Source organism: uncultured Aquimarina sp. (genome assembly GCF_947495315.1).
GTDB lineage: Bacteria > Bacteroidota > Bacteroidia > Flavobacteriales > Flavobacteriaceae > Aquimarina.
This window is the reverse complement of record NZ_CANLYD010000001.1, coordinates 274,680-292,148: the sequence shown is the minus strand read 5'-3', so window position 1 is coordinate 292,148 and position 17,469 is coordinate 274,680. Positions and strand designations below refer to the sequence as shown.

Below are 17,469 nucleotides of genomic sequence, written 5' to 3'. Positions count from 1 at the left end.
GAGGTCAGTATATAAATACTTAACTTAAGGTCAATAAATATATAATCCTATCCCTAACGCAACCATCTCTGTATAATTTCATCTTTTAGTCAAACAGTCAAAAGATGAAGAAAACAAAATTACTAGTATTAGGTTTGTTCCTAATGTGTTTACAGAGTTGCTGTCCTTTTCTGACAGATTGCGAAAATAGCGATGATGACCCTATCTTTTCTAGATATGAACCTGTACTACTAGATCGCAACAATTTCGAAAACTCAGTTTCTCTAAAGGATCCTATATCCATTAGTACTTCTGGAAAAATCTATATCAAGGATAATCTACTTTTTATCAATGAAGTACATAAAGGTTTTCATATATATGATAATTCTGACCCTACGTCCCCTACTCCTATAAAATTTCTGGAAGCTCCTGGATCAACAGATCTTGCCATCCGTGATAATATGATCTATATAAACCAAGCAACAGATCTAATTGCTGTAGAATATGATACCACTAACGGAATTACCCTAACAAAAAGAGTGATTAATGTATTTCCAGAATTACGCTCACCAGATGGGTTTCTTCCATATAGTATCCCTGAAAATAATGTAGTAGTAGGGTGGGCACTAATTAACTAAAACAAAACATCATGAAAAAACATATCTATATGATACTCACTTCTTTTATAATATTTAGTTGTGACTCCGACTCTTCAAGCGATTCATTATCTCCTGTAGCTGACGGTACTGGAGGATCTTTAGCAACATTTACATTAAAAGGAGATTATTTATATACTGTAGACAACACTGATCTTACTGTATTTAATATCACAGATATTAAGGATCCTGTACAAGTAAACACGATACCTATTGGGTTTAATATTGAAACTCTTTTTAGCTATAAAGACTATTTATATATCGGGTCCAGAAATGGAATGTTTATATATGGATTAACAAATCCTGAATTCCCAGAAAAATTATCTCAAGTAGAGCATTTTACGGCCTGTGATCCGGTGATTGCTAATGATACCCATGCTTTTGTGACCTTACACTCTGATACATTTTGCGGTAATAATATCAATGTCTTACAGGTATATGATATCACTACCATAACTGAACCTATTTTAATTAATTCCAGAAACCTTACTTTTCCCCGAGGATTAGGGTTATACGGTGATTTTTTAATTGTTTGTGATGATGAGATTAAGGTATTTGATATATCTAATCCGACAGCATCTAACTTGGTCACATCTGTTAATAAAAGTGCATTTGATGTAATTATTTCTGGAGATCTATTAATCGCTATTGGAGAAACCGGATTGTATCAATACAAATTAGCACCTGATACTAATTCTGGAGTTAGTATTACAGAATTAAGTACAATTAGCATATAACAAAATCTAAAAACCTCTTAAATCCTTTGCTGTAAGCTAAAACTGCCCTATATTAGTTTAAACAAAACGTAACAAATCATTAAATTATGAAAACTCTAAACCTATTGGTAATTGCTTTTCTATCTATCATTATTCTTAGCTGTAAAGGCGATAAGAAAGAAGGAAAGGAATATGAAGACAAGGTAAATGAAGAAATTACCGATGAAACTACTGAGGAAAAAGAAGAAACTAGTAAAGCAAAAACATTGGCAATGTCTTTGACACCAAAAAGTGACAGTGAAGTATCCGGTAATGTTACTTTTACAGAAGAAGGTGGCATGGTAACTATGGTAGCCTATTTAAATGGATTATCAGAAGGTGAACACGCTATTCATATTCATGAAAAAGCCGATTGCTCTTCTGCAGATGGTAAATCAACTGGAGGGCATTGGAATCCAACTATGGAGCCACACGGAAAATGGGGAGCGTCAGAAGGGTATCATAAAGGAGATATAGGTAATTTTAACGCTTCTACAGACGGTAAAGGTTCTATAACTTTTGCAACTAACGAATGGTGTATAGGATGTGGAGATGCGAAAAAGGATATTGTTGGCAAAGCTATCATAGTACATCAGGGTATTGATGATTATAAATCTCAACCATCAGGTGCTGCAGGAAGTAGAGTAAGCTGCGGAGGAATTATAGAATAACATACATAAAAGAGGCTGATACTAACAGCCTCTTTCTTTTTTCAAATAGATTACTTCTTCCTCAAAACACTCTCTCTTATCGGCCTATGCAATCCAATGAACTGATTCTTCAGCTACAACAAAAAAATGAAAAAGCTTTTCAACGCATTTATGAAATGTATGCAGAGAATATATTTGGTGTGATTTATACTATTCTTAGAGACGAAACTTTATCAGAAGAAGTATTACAAGATGTATTTGTAAAAGTTTGGAATAAAGCTGATTCTTACTCAGAAAAAAAAGGCCGTTTTTTTACATGGATACTTAATATTGCCCGAAATGCAGCTATCGATAAAACAAGATCTGTAGCTTTTAAAAACTCGCAACGAAACCAAACTGCAGATTATTTCGTAGATATACTAGAAGAAAAAAGTAATTTCTCCAGTAAGATGGATGTTATAGGTATAAAAAAGTACATTGATATACTAGAACCTATTTGTAAAAAAGTCATTGATTTATTGTTTTTTAAAGGGTTCACACAAAAAGAGGCTTCAGAAGAATTAAACATTCCGATTGGAACTATTAAAACTCGGAACAGAATTTGCATTAATAAATTAAGAGAAGTCTTGGCAATATAATTATGGATATCAAACAATTTATATCATCCGGAATATTAGAGCTCTATGTATATGGTGCATTATCCGAAAAAGAAAATGCCGAAGTATACAAAGCACTAAAAGAACATCCCGAAATCGAGGAAGAGGTAAAAGAGATAGAAAAGTCTCTTATGAAGCTATCCGCAGCTACTGCTCCTTATAATCCAGAATCTGTATTTAATCGTATCAAAGAAAAATTAAGTTTTACAGATAATGAAGTGGATGTTATCCCAATTGCTCCAAAACGTAATAACTGGCCCGCGTATATTGGTTGGGCAGCTTCTATAGCTTTATTAATTGGTTTGTTCATACAGTTTAATAAGAATAAAGATTTACGCCAACAGGTAGTAGAATCGCAAATAGAACAAAATTTACTGGAAGGAAAAATTAATGTAGCAGAAGAAGATTTATCTAAAACCAAAACACTATTAAGTGTACTGCGTGATAAAGACATACTTCAAATTCCGCTGCAAGCTCAAAAAATAGATCCTACTGCATATGCCGCTGTATACTGGGATAAAGAAAAACAAACGGCTTATATAGATGTAGCCGGATTACCCACTCCTCCACCTGGAAAAGTGTATCAGGTATGGTCCTTAAAATTAGATCCACTAACGCCTACCAGCTTAGGAATATTGGATACGTTTTCTGAAGACGAAACAAAAATTTTCTCATTTACCAATACTAATCAATCAGAAGCTTTTGGTATAACACTGGAACCAGAAGGAGGAAGTGAATCTCCAACACTAGAACAGTTATACACTCTCGGTGTGGTAGAATCCTAATATATGTAATTAATAATAGTATTTACTTCATTTCTAGTCTTATCTTATATTTTAAATACTATAAACAATTAAGTTCCATTAAACATTAACAGGTTTTTTTACATGTCATTTTCCGACAACGAATTGTTTGAAAAACCCGTATAAATACGCTAACATAGTTTGTTTTTTTAGGGTAATTTTAGTCTATATTTTTCTTATAGATCAAAACTATACTAACTAAATAACTAACAAATGAAAAAATCATCTATTAACGTTTTATTTATGGTACTCTTATCAATGATTACCATTGCTGCTTGTAATAAAAAAGAAAAAAAGGAATATGTTACGAATTCTTCGAATGAAGATACCGAGACATTAATAGCAGCAGTAACACCTATCCATTCTAAATTACCAACTGATGTTTTAAAATCTTGTGTGGTAGATACCACTGATTTTAATTCTTGGTTTAAATCTAAGAGTGGTGTTTCTAAAAATGGTATTGTAAAACCTGCCAATAGTGTGACATTTGCCCATAAAAACAACTGTGATTTTTATAAATGGTCAGAGCAAATGTTCCTTTGGATGACATCGCCCATAAAAGAAGGGGATTATAACAGTGGGGCCGTAATAGAAACTCCTGCTTTCTATACTGTTTCACCAATTAATTTAGTAAATGGAACCAAAGAAAGAACCTTAATCCCACACGCATCTGGTAAAATGATCAGTGCTGTTGCAAACCTTCAAAAAAGTGATACTGAAGAAGGTCAGGCGACTCACGATGTACTAATGGCACAAAAAAATGATTCTATTTTGTATTATATCACTATGGTGAATGATGTATATGCAAAGTTTGTACTTGGCGCTAAGATGGATCAATTTTCGGATACTGAATTTCCTACTACTCAAAAAAAACTAGATAGTATTGAAACTTTTGCTAATAATATAGGGCAACCATTAAAAGATCCAGAAACATTAGCCATAGAAATAAAAACATCTTGGGTAGATGTAACGGGCTTATCTGATAGTAACTATATTACTATGGATGCTATTGTACCTAATTATATAAAAACAGATACTAAATGGACACCAAATACCAAAAATCCAACCAGAACGGCCAAACTTGCTCTAGTAGGAATTCATATTGTTGGTAGTACCGCCGGTCATCCAGAAATGGTCTGGGCAACTTTTGAACACGTTAATAACGCTCCTAATCTATCATATACATATTTAGATAATTCTAAACCAACACCTAAAACTAAAACCGTTTCTGCGGATACTGGAAATGATTGGTTATTAAACGATGATAGCGCAAGTAGTACTTATAATCAATCACATATGAAATATACTAATGGTGATATTGTAGCATATACCAAAATAAACCCTTCTCAAAAAATTACTGCCAGTAACACTAAGATGACCAAGCCTTGGGGAGTTGCAGATGCAGGTGTACCAAATCCTGAAAATGCTTCGGTTGCAGCATCTAACAGTCAGATTATATCGACTAACAATAGTGTTCTTGGTCAGTTAAGCGATGGAGATATGCGCAAAAATTATATTTTCATTGGTGCTACCTGGACAAATGATGGTGCACCTCCTACCGGAAAAAGTTATTCAGTTAAAGATACTTTAACAGCGTCTGGAGTTGCTATCGGAACTAGTCAATTAGCTAATAGTACAATGGAAACATATGCGCAAAATGGATCTGCTTATTCTAAATATGGTAGTTGTTTTTCCTGCCATTCTAAAAATGACGGTTTACTACCTACAGATTTAAGCCATGTATATAAAGAAATCATGGTAGGTATTGTAAAAGAGAAAGCTATCAAAAATCCTTAAAATAAGATATTATATTAGTATTATAAAAAAGTCTACCATTCTAAATTAGAATGGTAGACTTTTTTATGATAAAATAATTACCTCCTATTCTATTCCGTCAAATATTCGATTTATTCTATATTGGTTCTTAATCATCAAAATCTCCGGATGGCTTGGATATATTAATATGTCATCATCATAATTATTTACATATCCATTAAATTATTTATCTTTTTTACAGCTTCGTTGGATATATCTTTCAAAGTCATGATATGTGGTGTTGTAGTTTTCCAAAATTCTTTTGGTTCAAGAGCATTTTTAAATAAACTCTCTCCGTGACTAATAGGAACCGATACGTCATTAACACTATGAATAATAAGTTTAGGAATATCTTTGATTTCTCTAATATCTCTTGAACCAACATAGAGTTGATTGAATTTTTCGGGATGTTTTATTGCTCTATCTTTCAAAAATTGAAAAGGAGCATAATCTATCGCTATCTGTTGCGCAGATTCAAAGGCTCCATCAAGAACCAAAGCATTCACTTTGTCTTGATTATCCATGGTGACCTTAATGGCTAATTGTCCACCTAAGGACATACCATAAACAATAGTTTTTAAATTATCATTTTTAGTTTTATCCATAAAATCATTGAATGCTACCTCGGTATCTTCTAAAACACCTTTGTAATTTGGAGTCCCTTCTGCTTTACCATATCCACGCCAATCTGCTGCGTAAACCGCATATCCTTCATCAAGAAGTGGCCTATATAATTGAGACCAATATGCGGCATTTCCGCCAGACCCATGTATAAAAAAAATATTTCCTTTATATTCGGTATAAGGTTTAAACAGGTATGTATAGATTTTTATGGAATCGTTTACTTGTAACTCATATTCTTCAAAATTAAACCCCTCTAAAGACACAATTTCTTTTAATGGACCATAAGAAAGCTTAGATTCATCCTGATGAATCATAGCCCTTAACATATCATCAGTATTGTATTTATAAACACCAAATCCAATTCCAGAAACAATTATTGCTAATAGTATCCAACCAGTAATTTTTAGTATTTTTTTCATCTGTTTATGTTTTGTTTTAACACAAACAAAAAGCAAAATCAATTGACAAAAAAAATAAAGTTATGGATAGTTTAAATTAGTGGTTAAATAGAAAATTTCGGTATGAATTGACTAGAAAAAGGGACTAATTGAATAAGTTCTTTACTGTTTTATAAGAGGTTCTAGCAATAGGAATAACCGCTTCAAAATTTTGTGAAATAAGAACTGCTTTTTGAGAATTACCTTTTATTCTGAAAGCATGTGTCGGGTTTATTAAATAAGAACGGTGTGGTTGTATTAAGAAAGGTGCCTGAATCAATATTTCGGACATTTTCGCTCTTAACATAATGCTTTTCGTCTGTTCATTAGTATAGTAAACCATGACATAATTATCAACCGATTTAACATATAACAAATCCTTTTTAGAAACTGTCAATTTATCCTTAGCATTTTGTCCTTTCAGGGTTATTTTTTCTAAAACAGAACTTCCATCTTCTGCAATCTCTCTCTTGTTATCTCCAATTGACTTCTTAGTCAATAAAAAACGAAGCACTGATTTAGGAAAAACGACTAAAGGTATTATCGGTAATACTATATAATATAAAAAGAGTACTAATCTTAGAAATGATAATGATTGTTTTTCAAAAACAGTATCCAAGTAAATATATCCTAAAATTGCTGCAGAAAATGATGATAACAAAATGAATGCTATTTCATTCCATAAGGTCCAATTTCCTTTTTTCTTGTAATAAATATTTTCTATAAAATGTGAAAGCAAATAATTTACGAATTTCACAAAACCAAATCCCATTAACAAAACCTCACTATAATCATGCTCTAGGTTATTGATATTAAAAGGTTGCAATACCACTAAAATAAACCCTAATAATAATCCAAGAATCAATCCAATACATGTGTGAATCTTATAGGAAGAATTATATGGAAATGGATTATTTAGATACATAAAATGATAGTGTATTTCTTGTAAACTACTTGATTGTAAACCTATGAATTGAGATGAAGTCGTTAAGCTTTCAAAATAAAAATTTAAATCTACGGTTAGTTTTTATATTAAACAAAGAAAAAGCCTGTCTGCACCAGCAAACAAGCTTCTCCATAACAACATCAAAAAATAAAACCAAGTGACTCTAATACTTTTTGTAATACCATATTTTATTTATAATTATATACTAAAACCTATAGATTATCCCTGCTTTTGCAAAAAATGGAGTACCTGGTGTAAAGTGAATTTCTTCTTTGGATTGGGTTTCATTTACCAATCTTGATTCCGTAGCGAATTGTGTTTCATTCCACTCAGTATCGAATAGATTTTCAATACTTACAGAAAAATCAAAATGCTTCCATTTATAATTTAAGGATATATCAAATACTGTGTATCCTTCTGCCTCTATACTATTATTTTCTGTTGCTGCTCGATCTCCTAGATATCGATACCGAACTCCGCCAGAAAAATTATGAAAACTTTCTACACTTATTCCTCCCGCAGCAGTAATCTTTGGTGCTAAAGGAATATAATCTTCACCATCTGGTTCTTCAATACTTCTAGCATATGTATAAGTTACATCAGAATCTAAAAACAGCCAATCATTTATCTGATATCTACCACTAAAATCAATTCCTATTCTTCTTGTTTTTCCACTTGGTTCAACAACTCCTTCATCACCTACATACACGAACTCTTGTTCTAATCCTAAGTACCAAAGTGTTGTATTTAGAAATACTCTTGAAAAAGGTTTCCAATTTGCACCCACGTCTATTCCATATGACTTGGGTAAAATCTCTTCTCCTTTTTGTGCAACAACTACGCGAGTATCATTCGCATGAAATCCTATTCCTGATTTCGTAAAAAAATGTAAGTTCTCTGTTAGATCATATGAGATTCTTAATTTAGGAGTAATGATTGATTTAGTTTCAGACTGTATCTGAAATGGTATTAGTAATACATCTTCGTAGGTATACTTAAAATAATCCAAACGCACTACTGGTGTTATTTTTAGTTTCCCAAAGTCTAACGTAACATCTGCAAAAGCATATGCATTTGTCTCATTTACCGTTCCTAGACTTACATTTTCCAGAGTTTCATTTCGATTCGCCGTTCTCGATAACTCATTATCTTTTATCGCATCATTTCGAAGACCTATTCCTCCGTTAAACTCCAACTCGAGCTTATCCCAATATTTTCTGGAACTAAATGTACTATTAAAACCAAATAGGTTTCTACGTTCTTTTTGTCTGATCTGATCTCCATTTACAGGATCATTTAAGAAAAAAGTAAAATTCGAATACAGTTCAAAATCATACAACGTATAAAATACATTTGTTCTAAAAGTGGTGTTATTAGTTAAGAACTTGTCATACATCATATTAAAACTAGTTCTGGATGTATTTCCACCTTCTGTATCATCTATAGCGCCAAAACGTGAAATAAGGCCTTGCGCTACAGCTCTGTTTGGTATTTGTCCAGAGGCATCCCATCTACTCGTAAAATGAGAAGCTGAAAGAGACACTTTACTATTGTTCTGTAACTGTGCCGCATATTTACCCGCTAGATTAATTCTATTAAAATTTTGAGGAGACTCAAAAGGTCCATCTCCTTCTAAATATTCTATTGCTAGTGTAGCGTTCTCTTTATTAGAAGCTTCTAATAAATTAAATAACCCTACTGTTCTTAATGCATTGAAAGCTCCCGCTTCTACTTTGATCTCATTCTCAGTAAAACTTTCTTTTGTTTTAAAGTCCACATATCCAGCCGTATTGAAATTTCCATGATCCGCTGTAAACGAACCTTTACCAAAACGTATTTTATTAATGGTCTCCGGAATAATAAAATGTAAATCTGCATATCCTTGTCCATGAGCATGAGATACCATATTTACAGGCATACCATCTACAGAAATTGATACATCTGTTCCGTGATCAACATCAAATCCTCTAATAAAAATCTGTTCAGCTTTGCCTCCTCCAGCGTGCTGACCAATAAATAGACCCGGTACTTTTCGTAATAACTCCTGAGAGGAGTTTACCGGATTTACTCTCATATCCAACTTATTTATTAATTGTAATGGATTAATTTCCTGTTTCAAAACCAATTCATCTAGCTGAAAAATTTTGTTTTCCAATCGCACTTTTATACCATTCGATATATCCAATTTTTTAATGACAATTCTTTTAGTTTCAAAACCTAATAGACGTATCGTTAATGTATCATTAGTTGCTACTTTAGGAAGTAAAAAAGTTCCATTTTCTAAAGTATGTGTATGGTTTTCGGCTTGATTATTATACACATAAGCTTCAGACAAAGGGGTATCGAACACATCAATAACTTTACCTTTTAATGTTTGATTTTGAGCGTAACCGTATACACTGAATATCAGTGAAATTATTATAAAAATGTTTTTCATGAGTGTTGTTTAGAGGGTGAAAAATGTTTACAGCCCCTGTACTTTTCTAAAAGTTATAGGTCCTAATTCGTAGCCACTCTCTAATAACCCTTCCTTAATCGGAACAATTGCATCCTTCATATCATTCGCCTTATATATCTCTGCAATGTGATAGTTTGCCTCTGGCTCAAACGTCTTATTTAGTATATGCTTTTCGGCAATTGCCAATGCTTTTTTATGATCTCCTTTTAGATTAAGAATATGCGCTTTAAGATCATAGGATTGTGGTGTGGTACGATTCTGTATCTCTTTTTCAGCTATCTCTAAAGCTTGATCAAATTTTTGGTACTCTTCTGCAAGTAACAAGGCTGTATGCGTATTGTACATCAATCCGTATTGTTCATCTTTAACTGCTTGTTCATACCTCTTAAGATTTACTTTTTTAGTGATATCTTCTTTTTGAAACTCTGCTATCTCTGCCTTTAAAAGAAAATAATCAGGGCTTTGATAATTTTCCGTTATTGCGTCTAAGATCGTTAATGCTTCTACAGGTTTTTTTTCATAAGAATATACTATCCAGGCAATTCCTTTTTTTGCATAGGCGTTAGAAGGATCTATAGCTAAAGCTTTTAAGTAGTGATCATAAGATTCTTTAATTCTACCTGCATGACCATAATAATCTGCTAAATTTGTGTACGACCATAATAGTAAACCTTCTTTTTTACTGCTCTCAGCTATCTGTTTAGCTTTTTCCATATTTCTTATAGTGGCATTCAGATTTCCTTTATAGTCATTCCATTTAGCCAAGCGAATCAAAAAATTATAATCACTTTGACTTGCTATACGTTCTAAGTACTTCTGTGCATTTTCGTATTCTCCTAATTCCATGGAAACATCAAACAGAACCATTTCTGAAGCCTTAATATTTGTTTTTAAAAGATATGCTCCCTGTGCTGCTTCTTTAGCTTCTATAAACCTGTGCTGAGAGATATAATTATGAGCTAAAGCTAAAAGGTGTCCAGATTTGCCAATGGCCGCTACCTCTGCAGATTTAACTAACACTTTTTCTGCTAATTTTAGATACTTGATATCTCCTGTTGATTGGAAGAGTTCAGTATATGCTGCTGCTGCTGGTGCTAATGCTGTGATCTGTAGACTATCTTCTTTTATTTTAGTGTTCCAAAACTTAAGTTTATTTGTTGCTTCTTTTACTATTTGATTATTTTGTACCTTAAGATATATTGTATAATCCTTTGGGTTAGTTATCGAAGTTTCTTTTTCTTGGCAGGAAATAATGAGCATACCCGTCATAAAGCCTATAATGCCTTTTAATACTCTCATGTGTTTGTTTTTTGATGTTTGTTTTGTTTGATAATAAGCTGTCATTCTGAGTCCACCTTTCCTTCTATATAAGGTGTACAAAGTCATTTGAGGGCTGACTTTTTATACTTACAGACAGACTCAGTTAGACAGTAAAAAACTTAATTATAAAATTATTTATGAACCATGAGGGGGTTCTAAATATGGAAATGTACTTAATGGTGTTTCGCCTGCACCACTTACCCCATCTGTTACTAATATTGGTAAATCGGGGGTACCATCACCATCTAAATCCTGTCCATTGAAACGATCTCCGTTTTGACCTCCAAATAATAAGATTAAGGAAACATCAATCACATCATCTGTAAGATTTCTTCCTGTTAACACATTTGTTCCGTCAAAATATGTTGTGGGCACTCCTGGAGCTACTTGTAATACATCTGACGCTAAGACAGTAGTCAAGGTTGTAATATCCAATCCTAAAATATTATTCTCATACGTTGCTCCAAATGCACTGTGTAATCCAGCTAACTGTGTTTCGAATAAAGACTGAAAAGTGGATCCTTGCTGTGAAGGAATTGTAACGTTAAAGTTATTTTCGATATCAGGTGTTGCACTAAAAACTGTATTAATTCCTGGACGTCCCATTTGATCTTCTTGTGAAAATGTTCCTGAAAAATCAACTGCCACTGGCGGCTCAATTACTATTGCATCGTCATCACTACTACAACTTACTAGTCCTATTACTAATGCTAGCGCTACTGGTATATTTTTTAAATTATTTAGTTTCATAATATCTGTTATTTTTTAAATTCTTGATTACAGTTTTCTTTTTGCTTCTGCCCAAGTGTTAAATACTTCAACTCCGGTTCCTGCAGGGTGGCTAAATGTCTCTCCTAAAAGCGAATTAGGAACTTCTATAACAATAGATAGAACATTGGTTCCATCAAAATCATCATTACCCGGATTATTAAACCCTCCGGAAGCCATTCCTCCAATGATTGCATTGAATTGATTGGAATCAAAAAAGAAAGGATCTTCTCTTAACCCTGCGAAATACGAAATTCCATTTGCTTCTGATGTAGTAGCTCCAGATCCTGAACTGATTGCTACCTCACCCAGATATTGGGTGTCTTCATCGATTGTACTGTTAAGTCCTGTTTGGGAAGGTTGATATGGACCAAAAAAATACATAATACCATCTCTAGGTATTGCTTGTATAACTAGGTCTTCTACTAAATCACCATCATTGTCGATGTTAATTTCTACCAATACATTTTCATCAAAAGTAGCCGAGCTTCCAGGAGCTAATAGTCCTTGAACATTAGCTACAAATACAGTATTGTCTGGATTTGCGCCTTCAAAAGCATAAAGATCTGTAATATCTGCTGTGCTTCCTACCACAGCAGGAGCATCAATATGATCTGCTGCCATAAGTACAACTCCTAAACTGAAAAGCCCACCAAGGATGAATAAATTTGTTTTTCTAATCTTGTTCATTTTATTTAATTTTAAATGTTTACGCCAATACATACGAGGAAAAAAAGGTCTCGGTTTTCTATACATTGTTAAAGATTTGTTAACTAGTCGATTCCTCATCTTAACGATCATAGCGCCCCGTTTAGATAAAAAAAAATTAACTTTGCATTAAACTAATTAACCAATGAACCCTTCAACTACTGGTTGGATAGATAAATTTCTAAGAGATTTTGATGTCAACACTCTTTCTCAGTCTTCTCTGGATACATTATATCTAAGACTTAGGAAAGTAGGTTTTATATACGGTACATCAGTAGAAATAGTCTTACCTAATGATTCGGAAATTATTTATTCTGAAGAGGAGAAAACAAAAATTAATCTTTTCGCAGCTTTAGTAGTAACCTACTATGAAACTATTGATAATGGTGATCCAAAGGATTGTATAAAAGCGCTTATTGAATTTTATGAATACCTGGATACTAAAAAATCTTTCTTCTCTTTTATCAATGCATTGACTACAAGTAAAAGTGAAAAGCTGGAGAAGATTATGCACACACGTATCCAAACCAATGAATCTATTTTTAAGAAAAACTTTAGCCATTTATTAACGAATGCATTACTGTTTATTGATGTATTAGCTTTTGAGCATTTCTTGATTCATGATAAGAACCCTATTGAATATGCGGCTACACTGGAAGAAACCTTGACTAATATTGTTTTTCTAGCTTTAAACTCAAAAATCGAAAAAGATAATTATGACGAGTTATTAGTCAAACTATTTGCTTCATCTGTAAGATATACAAAAGTCAGTACAGATGAAGATGCCAGTTTTGATCAGATTGACCTGGATGAATATACTGATGATTTAGAGAAGAGATATATTTTAGATCTTACCAGTTTAGCAGTATGGAATGATAGAGAAATTGATTTTGGAGAACAGGATTTTATTCGTGCATTGGGAGCAGAACTAGGATTACCCAATCAATGGGTAAAAGAATCTCTGTCTTCTGTACAGTCATTTGTAAAAGAACATAAAGAAGATATTTCCTTTTTTAATTATTCTAATCCTGCACATCACTTTTATAAGCAAACCTCTAGAACGGTGAGTGTACTAATTCTTAGAAATAAGAAAAGGTTAATTAAAGAGATCTCAGAAAGTAAAGATTTGATGATTTTATTGGGTCAGTCTGCGGTTAGAGATCTATCTAAAGAAGAAAAGCAAAAAGTAAAACAACAATTACTGGATGTATGTAAGACTATACCTTCTCTAGCTATCTTTATTTTACCAGGAGGTAGTTTATTAATGCCTTTGTTAATTAAGTTTATTCCTCAGCTATTGCCTTCAGCCTTTAACGAGAATAAATAAAAAATCCCTAATTTGATCAGGGATTTTTTATTGCTCTTATACTTCTAGTTTTTTAAGCTCTTCGTAATTCTTCTTAAGTTTTCTTGTTAATATACCATAAATCAATCTATATAATAATGCTAAAAGTACTAGAAAAATTGCTATTACGATTAAGGTAGTAGCTATAATTAAATAAGTCGGTACTTCTTGATCTATTGATTTACTGGTATATGCATCGGTATAAAATGCCGTATAAATCGTAATTACTAAAGTCGTCAATGCTAAAAAACCAATATTGATCCATATATATTGTTTCACCGTTTTTCTAGTATTCAGTATATTTTTCATCAATACAGCAGCCGAATCTGTCGTTTGGATATTTCTATAATTCAGATAAAATCGAACCATAAAATACATTAAGATACTATAAGATAGTATTGTGGTAAAAAGAGAGAAACCTTCTAATCCATGAACCTCAAGTTCATCATAGTGACCACTTAATCTTACAATAATATCAATCGAAGACCATAAAATAAACTCTAAAACACTAATGACAAAAATCCATTTTACCATTGAAGATGATTTCTTTAAAATCATCTTATAGATTTCATTATATGATAACTTAGGAAGCCCTTCTTCTTGATTCTTCCAGTCTTTTTTTAATAATTCTAATTCATCCATAATTATGGGTTTAATATTTTTTTCAACTTTGTTTTCACTCGATTCATCTTCACTCTTGCATTTACCTCAGAGATCCCCATAGTCTCTGCAATTTCTTTATATGATTTATCTTCTAGATATAAGAAAACCAAAGCTTTCTCAATATCATTTAGTTGTTTTACCGCTGCATACATTAACTTAAGCTTTTGCTCTACCTCATCATCATATTCTTCAGCCTTAATTTTGAAATCCATCGTATCAAAATCCGTAGTTTTAATACTTCTTTTGGACTTACGATATAAGGTAATCGCTGTATTTAATGAAACCCTATACATCCAGGTACTGAATTTAGAATCTCCTCTAAACTTAGGATATGCTTTCCATAACTGGATAGTTATCTCCTGAAACAAATCATTATGTGAGTCCGCATCATTTGTATATATCCTGCAGACCTTGTGCACAATATTTTGATTTTGCTCAAGATTGGTTACAAAACTATGTTCTAATTCTTTATTCACTTTAGTTAGTTACATCTTATATGTAGACAATAAAACGAATCCGTTACACATTAAAAATTAATTTTTCCATTTATGATGATCTTATTTCGGAACACATCTTCTTTATCACTTGATAATCAGCGATTTTATTCTTCAGATTTAACAAAAATAAATATTCTATAGTGTATATGACATTATCATTTTATCTTTGTAAAACAAGATTATATTTATGAATATTCCTTATACTAATTTACCAAGATTAGTGATTATCGGAGGTGGTTTTGCAGGAGTTGCACTTGCCAGAAAAATGGTAAAAGAAAATGTACAACTCATTTTATTAGACAGACATAATTACCATACATTTCAACCTTTATTATATCAAGTATCTACAGCCTCTTTAGAACCTGATTCTATCGCATATCCGTTACGAAAAATCGTAAAACGTGGTAAGAATACATATTTCAGAATGACAGAAGTAACTGCTATCGACCCAAAGAATAAAGAGGTTCATACAGCTATTGGTAGCATTACTTATGATTATTTGGTCATTGCTACGGGAGCAAGAACCAATTTCTTTGGAAATGAGACTATAGAAAAAAATGCGATGCGGATGAAAAACTTACCACAAGCATTGAATCTAAGAAGTCTGGTGTTAGAAAACCTGGAGCAAGCAGTAATTACAACTGATCCCAAAAAGAGGAAGGAATTATTACGTTTTGTATTAGCAGGTGCAGGCCCAACTGGTGTAGAATTAGCTGGAGGAATAGCAGAATTAAAGCTAAACGTACTTCCTAAAGATTATCCAGATATGGATTTTAGTACTATGGAAATTCATTTAATAGAAGGTGCTAATCGTGTTTTACCTCCAATGAGCGAGCATGCTTCTGAAAAGGCTACCAAATTCTTAGAAAAAATGGGAGTTCATATTCATACCAATACGCAGGTAACTAATTATGAATCTAACCTGGTATCTACCAATACAGATTTATCTCTAAAAACAGCAACTTTTATTTGGTCTGCCGGTGTTACAGGAGCTCCTGTAGAAGGGTTACATGCAGATGCCCTCATACCAAGAGCCAATAGATATAAGGTAAATCAATTTAATCAAATTGAAGGATATGATAATATTTATGCTTTAGGAGATATCGCTTTGATGCAAACAGAGGATTATCCGAGAGGACATCCAATGGTAGCGCAACCAGCTATCCAACAAGGAAATCACTTAGTAAAAAATCTAAAAAGACATTTAAAAGGAAAACCAATGACTCCTTTTAAGTATTTTGATAAAGGATCGATGGCTACTATAGGTCGTAATAAGGCGGTTGTAGATATAGGTAAATTTCGTTTTGGAGGATTCTTTGCCTGGTTTATATGGATGTTTATCCATCTATGGTTTTTAGTAGGCTTTAGAAATCGCTTTGTTACTTTCTTTAACTGGACCTATAATTATATCAATTATGACAAGGCTGCCAGACTTATCGTAAGACCTTTTAAGAATAAAGAAGAAAATGCTATAGAACGGGTGTAAGAAACCATTAATACTCGTTGAATAGTTTTGCGGGTAAATCCTTTAACTCTTCTCTGCTTATTTTTTCTCCCTCAGTTGGAGGTTTTAGTTCAAAACCATCTTCAGGGAGTACATGGATTTTATAAAAACTAACCGTTCTTTTATCTTCTTTTAGTTCCAATATGAGTCCAGGAAGCCCATAATACCCTTTAGGACCGTGAGCTAATTTAATCTCTCTAGTGTACCAGGCTTCTACTTTTTTGTCTGAGTTGTTTAGTATCGCTTTATAACATATATATTGATCGATCTTTTTTGTTTCTTTTATCAATGTCCATTGTAGTTGTTCTAGCTCTTCTTCTATCAAAAATGTTCTACCTCTTTGATCAAACTCATGTATTTTTAGAGAGCTCACTATTTTTTTTGATGTTCGATCAACATATATAATCTCTGAGTCATTATAATTTATATGCTCTCTTGTATACTTCCTTCCTTTTTCGTTAGTCCTGGTTTCTGACAAAGTATCATTACTAACTTTCTCTTGTGGATAATACAAAGATTTCTTATGATCTACTTTTAGTACAGTAATAAAATCGTATTCAGGAATTTCTAAAGGCTTTCTTCGTTTTTTCATAGAATGAGCAGACATTTTATCTGCTTGCTCCTGTAACATTTCTCTAAAAATCTGAGTCGAATCCTTGTCTTTATCTGCTCTCATCGCAGCTATAATCTTCTTAATTTCAGTTCTATATTCTGAAAACTCTTCTGGGTCAAATTGTTCCTGCCGCGTGGAAACCTGGGTTGGAACTCTTTTCTCCTTATAAAATACAGTAATCTTCTGTGCATTAAGTATAACAGAGAATAAAATAACAGTAGGTAATAATAGTTTTTTCATTTTTTGATTGATTATGAAATGTAAAACTAAGA

General features: G+C 32.6%; 15 protein-coding genes and 1 pseudogene. 8 read left to right on the top strand and 8 right to left on the bottom strand.

Annotation, left to right across the window (positions count from 1 at the left end):
• The first annotated feature begins 104 nt into the window (after positions 1-104).
• The 6 genes from Q0910_RS01320 (at position 105) to Q0910_RS01295 (ending at position 5,296) form a co-directional block, all read left to right on the top strand.
• Positions 105-617: a hypothetical protein gene (locus tag Q0910_RS01320; protein ID WP_299211500.1), complete on the top strand. Its 513-nt coding sequence runs from the start codon at positions 105-107 to the stop codon at positions 615-617.
• Between the two features lie 11 nt (positions 618-628).
• Complete coding sequence (locus Q0910_RS01315) at positions 629-1,372, top strand: hypothetical protein (RefSeq protein WP_299211498.1); 744 nt, start codon at positions 629-631, stop codon at positions 1,370-1,372.
• Positions 1,373-1,458: 86 nt separating this feature from the next.
• Positions 1,459-2,061 carry a superoxide dismutase family protein gene (locus Q0910_RS01310; protein WP_299211495.1) on the top strand — a complete coding sequence of 201 codons (603 nt, stop codon included), beginning with the start codon at positions 1,459-1,461 and terminating at the stop codon, positions 2,059-2,061.
• An 86-nt stretch (positions 2,062-2,147) separates the two neighbouring features.
• Positions 2,148-2,678, top strand: a complete 531-nt coding sequence (locus Q0910_RS01305; protein WP_299211492.1) for a sigma-70 family RNA polymerase sigma factor — start codon at positions 2,148-2,150, stop codon at positions 2,676-2,678.
• Between the two features lie 2 nt (positions 2,679-2,680).
• The gene (locus tag Q0910_RS01300; RefSeq protein ID WP_299211489.1) at positions 2,681-3,481 is read left to right on the top strand and encodes an anti-sigma factor; all 801 of its coding nucleotides are present in this window, start codon (positions 2,681-2,683) and stop codon (positions 3,479-3,481) included.
• Between the two features lie 231 nt (positions 3,482-3,712).
• Positions 3,713-5,296 (top strand): hypothetical protein, encoded by a 1,584-nt coding sequence (locus Q0910_RS01295; protein ID WP_299211486.1) that lies wholly within the window; start codon positions 3,713-3,715, stop codon positions 5,294-5,296.
• Positions 5,297-5,481: 185 nt separating this feature from the next.
• Here the strand turns inward: Q0910_RS01295 and Q0910_RS01290 are convergent, their stop codons facing one another.
• The 5 genes and pseudogenes from Q0910_RS01290 to Q0910_RS01270 form a co-directional block, all read right to left on the bottom strand.
• A complete protein-coding gene (locus Q0910_RS01290; RefSeq protein ID WP_299211484.1) occupies positions 5,482-6,357 on the bottom strand; it encodes an alpha/beta hydrolase in 876 nt (291 codons plus the stop codon).
• Between the two features lie 124 nt (positions 6,358-6,481).
• Positions 6,482-7,300 carry a LytTR family DNA-binding domain-containing protein gene (locus tag Q0910_RS01285; protein ID WP_299211482.1) on the bottom strand — a complete coding sequence of 273 codons (819 nt, stop codon included), beginning with the start codon at positions 7,298-7,300 and terminating at the stop codon, positions 6,482-6,484.
• A gap of 226 nt (positions 7,301-7,526) precedes the next feature.
• Positions 7,527-9,758: a TonB-dependent receptor plug domain-containing protein gene (locus Q0910_RS01280; protein ID WP_299211480.1), complete on the bottom strand. Its 2,232-nt coding sequence runs from the start codon at positions 9,756-9,758 to the stop codon at positions 7,527-7,529.
• Positions 9,759-9,785: 27 nt separating this feature from the next.
• A complete protein-coding gene (locus Q0910_RS01275; RefSeq protein ID WP_299211478.1) occupies positions 9,786-11,078 on the bottom strand; it encodes a hypothetical protein in 1,293 nt (430 codons plus the stop codon).
• A gap of 156 nt (positions 11,079-11,234) precedes the next feature.
• Positions 11,235-12,548: pseudogene (locus Q0910_RS01270) on the bottom strand (DUF4331 family protein).
• Between the two features lie 172 nt (positions 12,549-12,720).
• Here Q0910_RS01270 and Q0910_RS01265 point away from each other — a divergent pair.
• The gene (locus tag Q0910_RS01265; protein WP_299211476.1) at positions 12,721-13,902 is read left to right on the top strand and encodes an LETM1-related biofilm-associated protein; all 1,182 of its coding nucleotides are present in this window, start codon (positions 12,721-12,723) and stop codon (positions 13,900-13,902) included.
• Between the two features lie 36 nt (positions 13,903-13,938).
• On the opposite strand, the gene Q0910_RS01260 is transcribed toward Q0910_RS01265, so the two are convergent.
• Both Q0910_RS01260 and Q0910_RS01255 read right to left on the bottom strand, forming a co-directional pair.
• Positions 13,939-14,562 carry a hypothetical protein gene (locus Q0910_RS01260; RefSeq protein ID WP_299211474.1) on the bottom strand — a complete coding sequence of 208 codons (624 nt, stop codon included), beginning with the start codon at positions 14,560-14,562 and terminating at the stop codon, positions 13,939-13,941.
• A 2-nt stretch (positions 14,563-14,564) separates the two neighbouring features.
• Positions 14,565-15,059: an RNA polymerase sigma factor gene (locus Q0910_RS01255; RefSeq protein ID WP_299211472.1), complete on the bottom strand. Its 495-nt coding sequence runs from the start codon at positions 15,057-15,059 to the stop codon at positions 14,565-14,567.
• Positions 15,060-15,267: 208 nt separating this feature from the next.
• On the opposite strand from Q0910_RS01255, the gene Q0910_RS01250 reads away from it, so the two are divergent.
• Positions 15,268-16,566 (top strand): NAD(P)/FAD-dependent oxidoreductase, encoded by a 1,299-nt coding sequence (locus tag Q0910_RS01250; RefSeq protein ID WP_299211470.1) that lies wholly within the window; start codon positions 15,268-15,270, stop codon positions 16,564-16,566.
• Positions 16,567-16,573: 7 nt separating this feature from the next.
• Here Q0910_RS01250 and Q0910_RS01245 read toward each other — a convergent pair whose 3' ends face one another.
• Positions 16,574-17,437 carry a GLPGLI family protein gene (locus tag Q0910_RS01245; protein WP_299211466.1) on the bottom strand — a complete coding sequence of 288 codons (864 nt, stop codon included), beginning with the start codon at positions 17,435-17,437 and terminating at the stop codon, positions 16,574-16,576.
• Positions 17,438-17,469 lie beyond the last annotated feature (32 nt).

Coding starts and splice junctions, on each gene's coding strand:
- Q0910_RS01280 (WP_299211480.1), bottom strand. CDS start 9,758: ATGAAAAACATTTTTATAATAATTTCACTGATATTCAGTGTATACGGT.
- Q0910_RS01265 (WP_299211476.1), top strand. CDS start 12,721: ATGAACCCTTCAACTACTGGTTGGATAGATAAATTTCTAAGAGATTTT.
- Q0910_RS01245 (WP_299211466.1), bottom strand. CDS start 17,437: ATGAAAAAACTATTATTACCTACTGTTATTTTATTCTCTGTTATACTT.
- Q0910_RS01300 (WP_299211489.1), top strand. CDS start 2,681: ATGGATATCAAACAATTTATATCATCCGGAATATTAGAGCTCTATGTA.
- Q0910_RS01250 (WP_299211470.1), top strand. CDS start 15,268: ATGAATATTCCTTATACTAATTTACCAAGATTAGTGATTATCGGAGGT.
- Q0910_RS01290 (WP_299211484.1), bottom strand. CDS start 6,357: ATGAAAAAAATACTAAAAATTACTGGTTGGATACTATTAGCAATAATT.
- Q0910_RS01305 (WP_299211492.1), top strand. CDS start 2,148: ATGCAATCCAATGAACTGATTCTTCAGCTACAACAAAAAAATGAAAAA.
- Q0910_RS01275 (WP_299211478.1), bottom strand. CDS start 11,078: ATGAGAGTATTAAAAGGCATTATAGGCTTTATGACGGGTATGCTCATT.
- Q0910_RS01315 (WP_299211498.1), top strand. CDS start 629: ATGAAAAAACATATCTATATGATACTCACTTCTTTTATAATATTTAGT.
- Q0910_RS01260 (WP_299211474.1), bottom strand. CDS start 14,562: ATGGATGAATTAGAATTATTAAAAAAAGACTGGAAGAATCAAGAAGAA.
- Q0910_RS01295 (WP_299211486.1), top strand. CDS start 3,713: ATGAAAAAATCATCTATTAACGTTTTATTTATGGTACTCTTATCAATG.
- Q0910_RS01320 (WP_299211500.1), top strand. CDS start 105: ATGAAGAAAACAAAATTACTAGTATTAGGTTTGTTCCTAATGTGTTTA.
- Q0910_RS01310 (WP_299211495.1), top strand. CDS start 1,459: ATGAAAACTCTAAACCTATTGGTAATTGCTTTTCTATCTATCATTATT.
- Q0910_RS01285 (WP_299211482.1), bottom strand. CDS start 7,300: ATGTATCTAAATAATCCATTTCCATATAATTCTTCCTATAAGATTCAC.